Source organism: Rhodoferax sp., assembly GCF_018780565.1.
Lineage (GTDB): Bacteria > Pseudomonadota > Gammaproteobacteria > Burkholderiales > Burkholderiaceae_C > Rhodoferax.
In genome coordinates, this window is sequence record NZ_JADMJN010000010.1 from 328,466 (window position 1) to 341,798 (window position 13,333).

At 61.5% G+C, this 13,333-nt stretch carries 16 protein-coding genes; 9 read left to right on the top strand and 7 right to left on the bottom strand.

The window, feature by feature from the left end; genetic code table 11:
- The first annotated feature begins 161 nt into the window (after positions 1–161).
- Genes IV109_RS15570 through IV109_RS15580 form a run of 3 tightly spaced genes read left to right on the top strand, consistent with a single transcriptional unit; the run spans position 162 to position 2,568 of the window.
- A complete protein-coding gene (locus IV109_RS15570; protein ID WP_296698496.1) occupies positions 162–689 on the top strand; it encodes a carboxymuconolactone decarboxylase family protein in 528 nt (175 codons plus the stop codon).
- Positions 686–1,564 (top strand): SDR family oxidoreductase, encoded by an 879-nt coding sequence (locus tag IV109_RS15575; RefSeq protein WP_296698498.1) that lies wholly within the window; start codon positions 686–688, stop codon positions 1,562–1,564. Before IV109_RS15570 ends, IV109_RS15575 begins: the two co-directional genes overlap by 4 nt.
- Positions 1,561–2,568 carry a tripartite tricarboxylate transporter substrate binding protein gene (locus IV109_RS15580; RefSeq protein ID WP_296698501.1) on the top strand — a complete coding sequence of 336 codons (1,008 nt, stop codon included), beginning with the start codon at positions 1,561–1,563 and terminating at the stop codon, positions 2,566–2,568. The genes IV109_RS15575 and IV109_RS15580 overlap by 4 nt, the downstream gene beginning before the upstream one ends.
- Here IV109_RS15580 and IV109_RS15585 read toward each other — a convergent pair.
- A complete protein-coding gene (locus IV109_RS15585; protein WP_296698505.1) occupies positions 2,565–3,602 on the bottom strand; it encodes a substrate-binding domain-containing protein in 1,038 nt (345 codons plus the stop codon). The genes IV109_RS15580 and IV109_RS15585 overlap by 4 nt on opposite strands.
- 102 nt (positions 3,603–3,704) lie before the next feature.
- Positions 3,705–4,661: an arginase gene (gene rocF / locus IV109_RS15590; protein ID WP_296698507.1), complete on the bottom strand. Its 957-nt coding sequence runs from the start codon at positions 4,659–4,661 to the stop codon at positions 3,705–3,707.
- 87 nt (positions 4,662–4,748) lie between these two features.
- Here rocF and IV109_RS15595 point away from each other — a divergent pair, with 87 nt between their 5' ends.
- Entirely contained in the window at positions 4,749–5,303 is a 555-nt protein-coding gene (locus tag IV109_RS15595; protein ID WP_296698510.1) for a DUF3617 domain-containing protein, read from the top strand.
- Positions 5,304–5,314: 11 nt separating this feature from the next.
- Here IV109_RS15595 and IV109_RS15600 read toward each other — a convergent pair whose 3' ends face one another.
- On the bottom strand, positions 5,315–6,007 hold the full coding sequence (locus IV109_RS15600) for a YggS family pyridoxal phosphate-dependent enzyme (protein ID WP_296698513.1): 693 nt from the start codon (positions 6,005–6,007) through the stop codon (positions 5,315–5,317).
- 35 nt (positions 6,008–6,042) lie between these two features.
- Between IV109_RS15600 and IV109_RS15605 the strand changes: the two genes are divergently transcribed.
- The 4 genes from IV109_RS15605 to IV109_RS15620 are packed head-to-tail and all read left to right on the top strand — an operon-like array spanning position 6,043 to position 9,811.
- Entirely contained in the window at positions 6,043–7,086 is a 1,044-nt protein-coding gene (locus IV109_RS15605; protein ID WP_296698516.1) for a type IV pilus twitching motility protein PilT, read from the top strand.
- Between the two features lie 26 nt (positions 7,087–7,112).
- Positions 7,113–7,742, top strand: coding sequence for a cyclic nucleotide-binding domain-containing protein (locus IV109_RS15610; RefSeq protein WP_296698520.1), 630 nt, complete (start codon positions 7,113–7,115; stop codon positions 7,740–7,742).
- Between the two features lie 21 nt (positions 7,743–7,763).
- The gene (locus IV109_RS15615; RefSeq protein ID WP_296698525.1) at positions 7,764–8,900 is read left to right on the top strand and encodes a PilT/PilU family type 4a pilus ATPase; all 1,137 of its coding nucleotides are present in this window, start codon (positions 7,764–7,766) and stop codon (positions 8,898–8,900) included.
- Complete coding sequence (locus tag IV109_RS15620; RefSeq protein ID WP_296698529.1) at positions 8,897–9,811, top strand: NAD(P)-dependent oxidoreductase; 915 nt, start codon at positions 8,897–8,899, stop codon at positions 9,809–9,811. The genes IV109_RS15615 and IV109_RS15620 overlap by 4 nt, the downstream gene beginning before the upstream one ends.
- 37 nt (positions 9,812–9,848) lie before the next feature.
- Here IV109_RS15620 and IV109_RS15625 read toward each other — a convergent pair whose 3' ends face one another.
- The 3 genes from IV109_RS15625 to IV109_RS15635 all read right to left on the bottom strand — a co-directional run bounded on the left by IV109_RS15625 (position 9,849) and on the right by IV109_RS15635 (position 11,555).
- On the bottom strand, positions 9,849–10,487 hold the full coding sequence (locus IV109_RS15625) for a BON domain-containing protein (protein WP_296698532.1): 639 nt from the start codon (positions 10,485–10,487) through the stop codon (positions 9,849–9,851).
- A complete protein-coding gene (locus IV109_RS15630) occupies positions 10,484–11,083 on the bottom strand; it encodes a phosphoheptose isomerase (protein WP_296698535.1) in 600 nt (199 codons plus the stop codon). The genes IV109_RS15625 and IV109_RS15630 overlap by 4 nt, the downstream gene beginning before the upstream one ends.
- Positions 11,084–11,168: 85 nt before the next feature.
- Positions 11,169–11,555 carry a YraN family protein gene (locus IV109_RS15635; RefSeq protein ID WP_296698538.1) on the bottom strand — a complete coding sequence of 129 codons (387 nt, stop codon included), beginning with the start codon at positions 11,553–11,555 and terminating at the stop codon, positions 11,169–11,171.
- On the opposite strand from IV109_RS15635, the gene rsmI reads away from it, so the two are divergent.
- Entirely contained in the window at positions 11,555–12,469 is a 915-nt protein-coding gene (gene rsmI / locus IV109_RS15640; RefSeq protein ID WP_296698540.1) for a 16S rRNA (cytidine(1402)-2'-O)-methyltransferase, read from the top strand. The two genes, IV109_RS15635 and rsmI, sit on opposite strands and share 1 nt — an antisense overlap.
- 12 nt (positions 12,470–12,481) lie before the next feature.
- On the opposite strand, the gene IV109_RS15645 is transcribed toward rsmI, so the two are convergent.
- Positions 12,482–13,333 (bottom strand): hypothetical protein (locus IV109_RS15645; protein WP_296698542.1); only part of this gene is annotated, 852 nt, incomplete at its 5' end.

Below are 13,333 nucleotides of genomic sequence, written 5' to 3' on the forward strand. Positions count from 1 at the left end.
TCAGTCAGCTTCCGTTGTGAATTCAGTTGCTGATGTAATAACGTTTACATAAATTAGAGCTACTCCCTTATAGATTTGAAATTTATAAGTCTCATGAGAGACATGTCAAATATAAAAACGTTTTTATATTTGACGCATCAACTCTCAAGGAGACATTCCCAATGGCCCGTTTACCCCTGATTCCACATGCGGAATTGCCACCCGATATTGCGAGCCTGATCGCCTCGCGCCCACCACTCAACCTGTACCGCCTCCTGCCGCACTCGGTCCCCACGGCCAAGGGCTTTCTGGCGCTGGGGCGCGCCCTCCTCACCGAGAGCACGCTCGATCCGCAGTTGCGTGAACTGGTCATCCTGCGTGTAGGCGCCCTGAGCAAAGCCGCCTACGAAATTCACCAGCACCGCCGCGTGGCAGCCTCCGTGGGGTTGACGCCGGAACAGATTGGCGCCGCACTGCAGGAGCGTGATGAAAGCTGTCTTGACGCCTGGCAGCGGCTGGTTCTGGAGTTCACCAACGCCGTGGTCTGGCAGGTCAAGGCGCCCGCGCACCTGTACAACGCCGTGGCCGCCACGCTCGACCCGGCCGGCATCTGCGAGTTGCTGCACACCATCGGCTTTTACATGCTGGTGTCGCGCTTCCTGGAAAACATCGAAGTCGACATCGAAACCGCACCAGGAGCCGGGGAATGAACACACCATCAAACGTACAAGACCCCCGGCGCCAGCTGTTCGCCGCCTCGCTGGGCCTGGCACCGGGCCTGGGTCGCCTGAAGGGCCGCAACATCCTGATTCTGGGTGCCGGTCAGCGCGCGCCTGCGGATGGCGCAGCCGCTGATGCGGTAGGCAATGGCCGTGCCATGAGCCTGCTGTTTGCGCGCGAGGGCGCACACGTGGCCTGTGCAGACGTCGACCTGCCTGCTGCCCAGGAGACCGTACGCCAAGTGCGCGCCGCCGGCGGCACCGCCGTTGCACTGGCCGCCGACGCAGCCGACCCGCAGTTCGCGCAGGTTCTGTTTCGCCAGGCCGCGCAGGCGATTGGGCCGATCAGCGGTGCTGTGGCCAACGTGGGAATTGCCAACGGACGCAACCTGGCCAACGAAAGCGCCGATACCTGGGACCTGGTGATGGCGGTGAACGTGCGCGCCCACATGCTGCTGGCGCAACAGGGCATCAAGGACATGATCGATGGCAGCGCCTTGCTGCTGATTTCATCGCTGGCATCAAGCTCGCCGGTGGGCCGTAATCCGGCTTACGAAACATCCAAGGCGGCATTGGCCGCGCTGTGCCGCGCAGCGGCTCTTGAAGGCCAACCCCGCGGGATCCGCGTGAACGGCATCGCGCCGGGGCTGCTGGACACCCCCATGGGCCGTGCTGCCAGCGTGCGCTCGCCCAGCCGCGCCGTAAGGCCCCTGCCCTTTGGACGCCAGGGAACCGCCTGGGAACTGGCTCACACCGCCCTCTTTCTGATCGGTGACGAAGCGTCGTATGTGAATGCGCAAATGCTCTACATGGACGGTGGCCTGGGCAGCTCCATCGGTCTCGCACCACAGGCGGTGGCGGCATGAACATATCCACTCACTGGCATTTGAAAGCGCCCCTGAACCGTCGCCGGGTCTTGCAGGCTGCGCTGTCGGCCGCTTTGCCCGCCATCGCCACCGCGGCACCGCAGGGCTGGCCCAGCCGCCCGATCCGCATCGTGGTGGGCTTTGGAGCGGGCAGTGCGCCCGACATCATGATGCGCCTGTTTGCGCAAGAGCTGGCCAGGCGCCTGGGTCAGGCAACGGTGGTGGAAAACCGTCCCGGCGCCACCGGCAACATTGCGGCCGAGGCCGTGGCCAAAAGCGCACCGGACGGCTACACACTGTTTTATGGCACCAACACCACGCACGCCATCAACCCGTCGCTGTACCACAAGCTGCCCTATGACCACATCAAGGACTTCCAGCCCATCACGATCACGGGCAAGGTCTGGAACGCGCTGCTGGTCCGGTCCAACTCGCCGATTACTGACTTTCGTACCTTGGTGGCGATGGCACGCGCACGTCCGGGCCAACTGAGCTTTGCCTCGGGCGGCAACGGCACCAGCCTGCACTTGACCGGCGAAATGCTCAAGCACCGCCTGGGCGTGGACATCATCCACGTGCCCTACAAGACCGGTGACGCGGCCTTCGCCGATGTGGCAGGCGGGCGGGTGGACATGGTATTTGCCAACATCCCGGCGGCCATTCCCTATGTGCAGTCGGGCCGGCTCAAGGCACTGGCCGTCACCTCACTGGCACGCTCGCCCTTGATGCCCGAGGTACCCAGCCTGAACGAGCTGGGCCTGAACCAGTTTGAGGTGTCGGGCTGGGGTGGCCTGTTTGCGCCGCGTGGCCTGCCAACACCCATCCTGCAACGTCTCTCCCAGGAGATGACCGCCATCCTGACCGATCCGGCCATGGTGAAGCGACTCGACACACTGGGCGCCGTGGCCATGCACAGCAGCCCCACTGAATTCGGCAAATTTATTGAATCGGAAACGCTGCGCTGGCGCGAGGTGGTGCAAGCCAGTGGCGCACAGATGGATTAGCCAGATGTGGCCCCGGTCCTGGGCCGGGGGCCGCAGGACGCGCCGACCACCAGCTGGGTCGGCAGCGTCACCTGCCGCGGTGGCAGCTCAGGGTGGCGCAAGCGCTCCAGCAGCACCTCGGCGGCGACCTTGCCAAAAGCTTCCACATCGAAGCGGATCAGTGTGGCGGGAGGGAATGCAAACTCATTGACGCTATCGCTGCCGATGGCCACCACCGACATATCCTGCCCCATGGTCAGTCCCGCCTCATGGATGGCGCGCAGCGCACCCGACAGGATGCGGTTCCCCAGGGCGATGACAGCAGTCGGTCGGTCTTTGAGCCGGAGCAGCTGCGACATTTCGTCATAGGAGGTGTGGATCTGGTTGCTGAAGCCGCGCACCAACTGCTCATCGACTTTCAAGCCCAGCGCCTTGTGCGCCTCACGGTAGCCGGCTGCGCGCTCACGCCCCGGCCGCAGGTCCAGGCCCGGCGTGAACAGTGCGATGCGGCGATGACCCAGGCTGGCGAGGTACTGCACCGCATTGACCACCCCGGCTCTGTGGTCCACCAGCACAAAATCCTGTTTCAAGTCGAGTTCACGGTCCAGCACCACCGCCGGCATGCGCAACGCACGCAAGGCCTGCAACGTGGGTCCGTCTGATTCACTGAGCGTGGCAACAACCAGACCGTCCATGCCACGCGCCTCGAACAGCTTCAACAGCTCCACCTCTCGGCCCGCGTCGTACTGGCTGCATGCCAGCAGCATCATGTAGCCGTCAGCCGCCAGCCGGGTTTCCAGCGCCGACACGCAGGCGGCGTACAGCGGGTTGGCAATGTCGGTGACCAGGCAGCCGATCGTGCGGCTGGAGCCGCGCCGCAGGGACTGGGCCTTGGCATCGGGCTGGTAGCCCAGCTTGCGCACCGCCGCCGTGACCCGCGCCACGAGATCCGCACTGGTGTACGGCCCGCCATTGAGCACGCGCGATACGCTGCCGATCGACACGCCGGCTTCGCGCGCGACGTCGTGGACGGAAACTTTTTTGCTTGGGTTCATTGAATGGACTTGGGAAGACGGGACACTGCAGGTCAGTGAGGCTGCAATGGTGCCATAGTCAAAGGCAGGTCCCTGTCGCCAGGGTGTTCACTGCGAATCTCCTTATTCGTCAGCTGGCATCTGACGCATCAGGGTGCTTTTGCCAAACAGGCTTTCCATCAAATCAACCGCCAGTTCGGCGGTCCGGTTGCGCAGATCCAGGGCAGGGTTGAGTTCGACCACGTCCAGCGACGCCAAACGCCCGGTGTCGGCAATCATCTCCATGCACAGTTGCGCTTCACGGTAAGTCGCGCCGCCACGCACTGTGGTGCCCACGCCCGGCGCGATGTCAGGGTCCAGAAAATCCACATCCAGACTGACATGCAGATGCGTATGGGCATCGACCGGCGCAAGCGCCAGCGTCATGGCCTGACGCATGCCCATCTCATCGATAAACCGCATGTCAAACACCTCAATGCCAATGTCGTGCACCAGCCGCTTTTCCCCCGCATCCACGCTGCGAATACCGATCAGGCAAATCTCTTGCGAATGAAGCGCCGGTACCTGACCTCCGATCGCCATCAGGGCTGGCGGGCCATGGCCACACAGGCAGGCCACCGGCATGCCATGGATATTGCCGCTGGGAGTGAGGGCTGCGGTGTTGCAGTCGGCATGGGCATCAAACCACAACACACGCAGCTTCTTGCCCTGCGTGCGGCAATGGCGCGCCACCGCGCTGATAGAGCCAATGGCCATGGAATGATCACCACCCAGCATGATCGGCACACGACCGGCCTGAAGCTCGGCGTACGCCGCATCATGCAGCGACTGATTCCAGCGCAGCACTTGCGGCAGATGACGAAAACCGTCGACCGTGGCCTGACATGGGTTTTCGGGCCCGCTCAGGTTGCCGCAGTCCTTCACATCAATACCAAATTGGGCGATGGCTTGCGCGACGCCCGCCACGCGCAACGCCTGCGGACCCATACGGGCACCCGGCACGCCTGCCCCCACATCGGTGGGCACGCCGATGAGGCTGACACCGCCTTGAGCGGGATTCACACAAGTGGCTGACTTCATGGTGCCAATGCTAACGCCGCAGGTGTTCCCAAAACCAGCTTCTTTGACGACAATCGGCGCTCACACCTACTCTTATTGGGGACTCCTATGAACAAGTTGCATCACGTTCTGTTGGCCGCCGCGCTGGCGAGCTCGGCTTTTGGCGCCACCGCGCAAACCATGAAGCCCGGTTTGTGGGAAATCAGCAACAAAATGACCAGCAGTTCGGGCGAGATGGAAAAAGCCATGGGCGAGGCGCAAAAGCAGCTCGCCGGCATGTCGCCCAGCGATCGAAAAATGATGGAAGACATGATGGCCAAGCAGGGCGTGGGCATGGGCAAGGGCGCCGGCACCACCGCCATGAAAATCTGCATGACCAAAGAAATGGCCGAGCGCAATGAGGTGGCCACGCAGCAGGGCGACTGCAAGCACACCAACTCTCCCCGTGCCGGCAACACCATGAAGTTCTCGTTTGTTTGTGCCAAGCCACCGTCCAGCGGCGAAGGCCAGGTTACTTTTGTGAGCCCGGAAGCCTACGCCATGAAGATGACCCTGAACACCACAGCCAATGGCAAACCCGAGAAAATGAACATGGACGCCACCGGCAAGTTCATGTCAACCGACTGCGGCAACATCAAACCGATTTCAATGCCCAAGAAATAGGGCCACCCGCATCAGACCGGGCGGGGTCGCCCGCCAAAGATGGCGGTACCCACACGCACCATGGTGCTGCCCGAATGGATGGCCGCATCCAAATCGGCACTCATGCCCATGGACAGGGTGTCAAGTGCCAAGCCCTCTGCATTAAGGGTATCAAATAGCGCCCTGGCCTTCGCAAACAAAGCGCATGAAGCTACAAAATCAGGAGCAGGATCGGGGATGCTCATCAAGCCCCGAAGACGCAAACCGGGCAAGGCGGCAATCTGCCGTGCCAGCGCTGGCGCCGCCTCGGGATCTACACCGGACTTGGTGGCGCCGCCATCCACATTGACCTGAATGCACACTTGCAGCGGCGCCATCGTGGGCGGGCGCTGTTCGCTCAGGCGTTGCGCAATCTTGAGCCGGTCCACCGTTTGGACCCAGTCGAAGTGCTCGGCCACCAAACGCGTCTTGTTGCTCTGGATCGGTCCGATGCAATGCCACTGCAAAGGCAAGTCTCGCAGTTGAGTGATTTTCTGGACCGCCTCCTGAATGTAGTTTTCGCCAAAGGCGGTTTGCCCCGCGGCATAGGCCTCTTGCACCGCCTCGGCGCCAAAGGTCTTGGAGACCGCCAGCAAGGTCACTTCAGCCGGATGGCGGCCGGCCGCCTTGCAAGCAGCAACAATTCGGTCGCGAACAGTTTGGAGGTTGATCTCAATCATGGTCATAATTGCCCCAAGCGTAACAAACGATCGAGGACTTCGTGGACATTACTCAACTACTGGCCTTCAGCGTCAAGAACAAAGCCTCTGACTTGCATCTCTCGGCCGACTTGCCGCCCATGATTCGCGTGCACGGTGACGTGCGGCGCATCAACGTGGAGCCGCTGGACCACAAGCAAGTGCACGCCATGGTGTATGACATCATGAACGACACGCAACGCAAAACCTACGAAGAGTTCCTGGAGATTGACTTCTCGTTCGAGATCGAAGGGCTGGCCCGCTTTCGCGTCAACGCCTTCAACCACAACCGGGGTGCCGGTGCCGTGTTCCGAACCATTCCCAGCAAGATCCTGACACTCGAACAATTGAATGCGCCCAAGATTTTCGCCGATCTGGCCTTGAAGCCGCGCGGCATGGTGCTGGTGACCGGGCCTACCGGCTCGGGCAAGTCCACCACGCTGGCAGCGATGGTCAACTACCTCAACGAGACCGAGTTTGGCCACATCCTGACTGTGGAAGACCCGATTGAATTCGTGCACGAATCCAAAAAGTGCCTGGTCAACCAGCGTGAAGTCGGTCCGCACACCCTGAGCTTTGCCGCCGCCCTGCGCTCGGCACTGCGGGAAGACCCGGACTGCATTCTGGTGGGGGAAATGCGCGACCTGGAAACCATCCGCCTGGCCATGACGGCGGCCGAAACCGGTCACCTGGTTTTCGGCACGCTTCACACCTCCAGTGCGGCCAAGACCATCGACCGGATCATTGACGTGTTTCCGGCGGAAGAAAAAGAAATGGTTCGCGCCATGCTGTCCGAATCCTTGCAGGCCGTGATCTCGCAGACCCTGTGCAAGACCAAGGACGGCCAGGGCCGCGTGGCCGCGCACGAAATCATGCTGGGCACCAGCGCCATTCGCAACCTGATCCGTGAGGCCAAGGTGGCCCAGATGTATTCCAGCATCCAGACCGGCAACAGCCTGGGCATGCAGACCCTTGACCAGAACCTGGCCGATCTGGTCAAGCGCAACATCATCAGTCCGGCTGAAGCGCGCGGCAAAGCCAAGATTCCCGAGAACTTCCCCGGCTGACCCCAGCCCAACTATTGGAGCGCGCAATGAAAGGAATCCTCGGACTCCTCAGACACAAGACCAAACCCGAAGAGGGCGAGGAGCGGCTGGATTCCATGCTGTTCACCACGGCATTTGCCGGGCAGGGTGTGGACTCCGATCTGCTGGTGCCCTGGGAGGCCCGTGCCGCCGAAGTTGGCGCCACCCGCTCCAACGCCAGTCGCGGCATTCGGTTGCTGCAATCTCTGTGGACGAAAGACCGGCACATGCGCCATCTGGACGCCGATGCGATTCAGCGCCTGGAGCCATTTTTTGATTTCGCCTCGGTCCCTGCCAACCGCGACGTCATCCGTCAGGACGAGTACGGCAATTTCATGGTGGTGGTGCTCAGCGGCAGCGTAGCGGTCGACCGGCTGCAGCCCTGGGGTGAGCGCTTGCGTCTGGCAGAAGCCCAACCCGGCGAGATTCTGGGCGAAATGTCATTGCTGGACAGCGGCATGCGTTTTTCCGTGTGCACCACGATGAGCGATTGCGAGCTCGCCATCCTCAGCGCCCAGGGCATGGACGAAATGCTGGCCGCTGATCCCACATTGGCGGCCAACCTCATCGCCCTGCTGGCTCGCAAGCTGTCATTGCGACTGCGCGTGGTCAGTGCCCGGCTCAGCGACAAGAAATGAACCCAGGGAGCAACATACGTCATGGAACGCGATCAAGCCACCAAGTTCGTCAACGATCTGCTCAAGCTGATGATCAGTCGCAACGGCAGCGATTTGTTCATCACGGCGGATTTTCCGCCCGCCGTCAAGGTTGACGGCAAAGTCACCAAAGTTTCGCCCCAGCCGCTCAATGCGGCGCACACGCTGGCGCTGGCCCGTTCGGTCATGAACGACAAGCAGGTGGCCGAATTCGAGCGCACCAAAGAGTGCAACTTTGCCATCTCGCCACCCGGCGTGGGGCGCTTTCGTGTCAACGCCTTTATCCAGCAAGGCAAGGTCGGCATGGTGCTTCGGGTCATTCCGCTGACACTACCCACCATCGATGGCCTGGGTGTGCCGCAAGTCCTCAAGGAAGTGGCCACGGCCAAGCGCGGCCTGTGCATTCTGGTGGGTGCCACCGGTTCGGGCAAATCCACCACCCTGGCGGCCATGGTGGACTGGCGCAATGAAAACTCCTTCGGCCACATCATCACCATTGAGGATCCGGTCGAGTTCGTGCATATGCACAAGAACTGCGTGGTCACGCAGCGTGAAGTGGGGCTGGACACCGACAGCTGGGAAGCCGCCCTGAAAAACACGCTGCGTCAGGCACCCGACGTGATCCTGATGGGCGAAATTCGGGACCGCGAAACCATGGAACACGCGGTCGCCTTTGCCGAAACCGGCCATTTGTGCCTGGCTACCCTGCACGCCAACAGCGCCAACCAGGCACTGGACCGCATCATCAACTTCTTCCCGGAAGAACGCCGTGCGCAGCTGCTGATGGACCTGTCCCTCAACATCAAGGCGCTGGTGTCGCAACGGCTGATTCCCAAGCAAGACGGCAAAGGCCGGGCTGCGGTGGTTGAAATCCTGCTCAACACCCCCCTGATCTCCGACCTGATCTTCAAGGGCGAGATCTCCGAGATCAAGGAAATCATGAAGAAGAGCCGCAACCTGGGCATGCAGACCTTTGACCAGGCTTTGTTCGACGCCTATGAAAACAACCTGATCACCTACGAAGACGCGTTACGCAACGCCGATTCGCTCAATGACCTTCGTCTGCAGATCAAACTCAACAGCCAGCGCGGCAGAACCCAGGACTTGAGCGCCGGCACAGAAAACTTCGCCATCGTATGAGCAACATCAACCCCAAAACCTACGAATCAACTCCCGCACGCCACGTCGCCTTTCTGGGCCTGGGCGTGATGGGCTACCCCATGGCCGGCCATCTGGCGCGGGCTGGACACCAGGTCACCGTCTACAACCGAACCGCGACCAAATCCATAGCGTGGTGCACAGAATTTGCGGGGGGCAGTGGCTCAAAACATGCGCCAACACCACGACTGGCCGCACAGCAGGCGGATATCGTGTTCTGCTGCGTCGGCAACGACGACGACCTGCGTGGCGTCACCCTGGGCGCCGACGGCGCTTTTGCCGGCATGAAGCCAGGCGCCGTGTTCGTGGACCACACCACGGCCTCGGCCAGCGTGGCACGCGAGCTCTACGGTGCAGCGAAAAATCTCGGATTGCAATTTGTGGATGCGCCGGTATCAGGCGGGCAAGCCGGTGCGCAAAATGGTCTGCTGACCGTGATGTGCGGTGGCGACCAGGCAGCTTTTGACGCGGCGCAACCCGCCGCCATGGCGTTTTCCAGGGCCTTCACCCTTCTGGGTGGCAGCGGTTCAGGCCAGCTGGCCAAGATGGTGAACCAGATTTGTATTGCCGGTCTGGTGCAGGGCTTGAGTGAAGCCATTGCCTTTGGTCAGCAGGCCGGTCTTGACATGAACCAGGTGCTGGACGTGATCGGCAAGGGCGCCGCGCAAAGCTGGCAACTCGACAACCGCGGCAAAACCATGGTCGCCGACAAATTTGATTTTGGCTTTGCCGTGGACTGGATGCGCAAAGACCTGGGGCTGGTACTCGACGAGGCCAAACGCAATGGCGCACGCCTGCCGGTGACGGCTCTGGTGGACCAGTTCTATGCCGATGTGCAGCACATGGGCGGCAACCGCTGGGATACCTCCAGCCTGATCAAGCGCCTGAAATAAAAAAAGCCCCGCGAGGGGGCTATTTTTTTGTTCCTGCTTACTTCCTGGTTTCAGCCGGTGCGGGTTTGGGCAGCATGTCCTGCAACTGCTCCTCGCTGATGATTTCCAGTACGCGCACCACTTTTTGAACGCCGGTGGTACTGCGGGCGATGTCCGTCGCACGGTTCGCCTCGCGCAAGGTCACGCGTCCCATCAAGTACGTGGTGCCACGCTCGGTCACCACCTTGAAGGCATTCGCAAAAACGTCCTTCGCATCCACCATGCCGGCCTTGACGCGACCAGTCACCAGCGCATCCGAAGAACGCTGGGTCAATGTGGAGTTGCCCAGAACGCTGATCTCATTGACGATCGAGCGCACATTGTCAACGCGGGACACCACCTGCTCCACCAGCTGCTTGTCCTGCGCACTGGGAACCTCACCGGTCAAAAGCACCTGGCGGTTGTAGCTGGCGACATTGACGTGCACGCGCTCACCCAGATTCTCGCGGATGCGGCTGGCACTGCGCAGTTCAATCCCCTCGTCTTCAAGCTGCGCACCCGAGGTGCGGCGGTCGGTTGCCACCAGTGAGCCCATGGCGGCCCCACCCAGAAGAATGGGCGCGCAGGCGCTGAGTCCACCAGCCAGACTGGCGGCCACGACCGTCATGGTCAAAATTTTACGAGTCGCGATTTTCATGTTGGGGTTTCCTGGTCTCCGAGTAACTGGGCATCTACCGCATCACAGATGCAATGCAGGGCCAGAATATGGACCTCCTGAATGCGCGCCGTGCGTTCATGCGGTACACAAATGTGCACATCCGTGTCGCGCAGGGCATGGGTCATCTTGCCGCCGCCGCGACCGGTCAGGCCAACGACCACCATCTCGCGTTCATGCGCGGCTTCAATCGCGGCCAGCACATTGGCCGAGTTTCCACTGGTGGAAATCGCCAGCAGCACGTCTCCGGGCTGCCCCAGTGCACGCACCTGGCGGGAGAAAATGACGCTGAAATCGTAGTCGTTGCCGATGGCGGTGATGATGGAGCTGTCGGTGGTGAGCGCAATAGCCGCCAGCTCGGGCCGTTCACGCTCATAACGACCGACAAACTCCGCCGAAAAATGCTGCGCATCGGCGGCCGAGCCACCGTTGCCGCAAGCCAGTACCTTGCCACCACTGGTCACGCAGGTCAGCATGGCCTGCACGGCAGCCGCAATCGGCTTGCTCAAAACCTGTGCCGCCTGGTATTTCAGATCGGCGCTGTCAATGAAATGTTGTTGAATTCGTTGCTCAAGCATGGGGCAATGATACCCGGGCCAGATGTATCCATTTGTAGGCGCCCGGCGCTGGCCTTGCGCCGTGTGGGGACAGTCGTTTGACGGCTTAGTAAGCCTCAAACGCTGCCTTCAGCCATTGCACACCGCCCGCCTCCAGCGCCACCACGTCAAAACGGCAGGGCGGCGGTTCGCGCAGACGCATCAGGTAATGACGCGCTGCAAAAATGATGCGTCGCTGCTTGGTCATGCCAATGCTGGCGGCCGCCCCGCCGTAGCTGGCACTCCGGCGTCGGCGAACCTCGACAAACACCGTCGTGCCATCGGGCGCACGCATGATCAGATCAATTTCACCACCACCACGCCCCGGCGTTCGATAATTGCGCTCAAGAAGACGCAAACCGGCGTCCTGCAGTAACTGCAGCGCAGCATCTTCGGCGGCATCGCCGACCTGCTTGGTCGTGCGCGCCTTGGCCTTGACTTGAGGAAACACCATTGATTGCTAACTACGCCTCTGCACTGAATGCCGCACACGATGCGGCCGCTGCGCAGCATTATCCGCCGGGCGCACTGTACGTGGTGGCAACGCCCATTGGCAACCTCGCCGACATCACGCTACGGGCTCTGCACGTGCTCAAGCTTGCGGAATCGATTGCCTGCGAGGATACGCGCCATACCCAAACCCTGCTGCGGGCTTACGGCATTGACAAGGCAGCTTCGCAGTTGCTGGCTGTGCACCAGCACAACGAGGCGCAGGCAGCCGAAACAGTGATAGAACGTTTGCGTCAGGGCCAGCGGGTGGCTTATGTCAGCGATGCGGGCACCCCGGCCATCAGCGACCCCGGTGCACGTCTGGTCGCCGCCGTGCGGTCTGCGGCATTGCCCGTGGTTCCCCTGCCGGGTGCCAGCAGCGTCACAACCGCCCTCAGCGTGGCGGGTATTGCGGCAGAAGGTGCACAGCCGGGCGGCTTTGTCTTCGCGGGTTTCCTGTCTTCCAAGGCCACGGAGCGGGCCACCGCAGTCACAAGCCTGGGGCAGGAAACCCGGGCCGTCGTCATGCTGGAGGCGCCGCACCGGATCGAAGCGCTGGCGAGCGCCCTGGCCACCCTGGGCGCACGACCGGTCACCATCGGGCGCGAGTTGACCAAACAATTCGAAGAAATCGCCACCGTGGCGGCGAGCGCCTTCCCGGACTGGCTGAGCGCAGAGCCCAACCGCTGTCGCGGCGAGTTTGTGCTGGTACTGCATCCTGCGGAGATGGCTGTCGAATCCGGTGCCGAGCAGCGCATCCTCAAGCTGCTGCTGGCAGAACTGCCCCTGAAAACTGCCGTGAAGCTGACCGCCGACATTACCGGGGCATCACGCAATGCCCTTTACGAGACTGCGCTGGACCTGAAAAAAGCCGACTGAGCCCCTGCGCCTTCAAGGCCGGGTAGACGCGCTGTCGGTCGCGTTGGCAATGCGGCAGCGCTGCAGATCGCAAGCCGTCGGCAAGACTGCTCGGTATTCGGTGAACGCCGAACGCTGGCTTACATCGCGCATCTGGCATTTCTCGCCTCGGCCATTGTCATAGTAGGACGTCACGTCCACACAGCGCCTGGAATGCGCCATCAAGCCAAAGAGATGCCCCATTTCATGCGAAATAACCATCTGCAGCGTCTGGCGTGCATCGTAGGAAGGGTTGTGCTGCTTGAGCATCTGGAAAGCGGCCGGCCCCAATGAAAGCGTTCGCTGCGTCAAATTGGCCAATCCGAAATTGCTGGCGCTCCCCTTCTCGCTCCAGCGCACCAGGATGGCCCCCTGACTCCACCCCGCCTCAGCAGTTCCGCGCAGCACCCGGCTCGCAACGCCACACCCCGACCAGGCCTGTGCCGCCTTCTCCACCGTGCTCAACACCAAAGACTCGGCAAACCACGCGGGCGCCATGGCGTGGTCATAGACAAACACCATCGGCGAACTGATCGCCGGTCGGTCCTGTCCGTCACCCCAGGTCACCATTTCACCGGGCAGGCATTGGGCAATTTCCTGGTCACGCACGGGCTCCAGGGCGAATGCAAGCTGCGCTGTCGCTATCAATAAACTGGTCAGAAAAGTCCGTAGCGCTGGCTGGCTTGTCGTCAGGAAAACTGGCGGCCTGATATGACCCGTTGCTCGGATGCGTGATGTTTCAGCTTGAAAAACAGACACCTTGGGTTCCTGCCTTCTGTAGAAACTCGGTATGGTGCGGCTGGCGGGGATCGAACCCACGACCCTTGGCTTCGGAGGCCAATACTC

What these genes read in the sequence shown, in the direction of transcription:
- IV109_RS15625 (WP_296698532.1), bottom strand. Translation starts at nt 10,487, where the DNA reads ATGAAAATCGCGACTCGTAAAATTTTGACCATGACGGTCGTGGCCGCC.
- IV109_RS15635 (WP_296698538.1), bottom strand. Translation starts at nt 11,555, where the DNA reads ATGGTGTTTCCTCAAGTCAAGGCCAAGGCGCGCACGACCAAGCAGGTC.
- rocF (WP_296698507.1), bottom strand. Translation starts at nt 4,661, where the DNA reads ATGAAGTCAGCCACTTGTGTGAATCCCGCTCAAGGCGGTGTCAGCCTC.
- IV109_RS15600 (WP_296698513.1), bottom strand. Translation starts at nt 6,007, where the DNA reads ATGACCATGATTGAGATCAACCTCCAAACTGTTCGCGACCGAATTGTT.
- IV109_RS15575 (WP_296698498.1), top strand. Translation starts at nt 686, where the DNA reads ATGAACACACCATCAAACGTACAAGACCCCCGGCGCCAGCTGTTCGCC.
- IV109_RS15595 (WP_296698510.1), top strand. Translation starts at nt 4,749, where the DNA reads ATGAACAAGTTGCATCACGTTCTGTTGGCCGCCGCGCTGGCGAGCTCG.
- IV109_RS15620 (WP_296698529.1), top strand. Translation starts at nt 8,897, where the DNA reads ATGAGCAACATCAACCCCAAAACCTACGAATCAACTCCCGCACGCCAC.
- IV109_RS15615 (WP_296698525.1), top strand. Translation starts at nt 7,764, where the DNA reads ATGGAACGCGATCAAGCCACCAAGTTCGTCAACGATCTGCTCAAGCTG.
- IV109_RS15585 (WP_296698505.1), bottom strand. Translation starts at nt 3,602, where the DNA reads ATGAACCCAAGCAAAAAAGTTTCCGTCCACGACGTCGCGCGCGAAGCC.
- IV109_RS15630 (WP_296698535.1), bottom strand. Translation starts at nt 11,083, where the DNA reads ATGCTTGAGCAACGAATTCAACAACATTTCATTGACAGCGCCGATCTG.
- IV109_RS15580 (WP_296698501.1), top strand. Translation starts at nt 1,561, where the DNA reads ATGAACATATCCACTCACTGGCATTTGAAAGCGCCCCTGAACCGTCGC.
- IV109_RS15610 (WP_296698520.1), top strand. Translation starts at nt 7,113, where the DNA reads ATGAAAGGAATCCTCGGACTCCTCAGACACAAGACCAAACCCGAAGAG.
- IV109_RS15570 (WP_296698496.1), top strand. Translation starts at nt 162, where the DNA reads ATGGCCCGTTTACCCCTGATTCCACATGCGGAATTGCCACCCGATATT.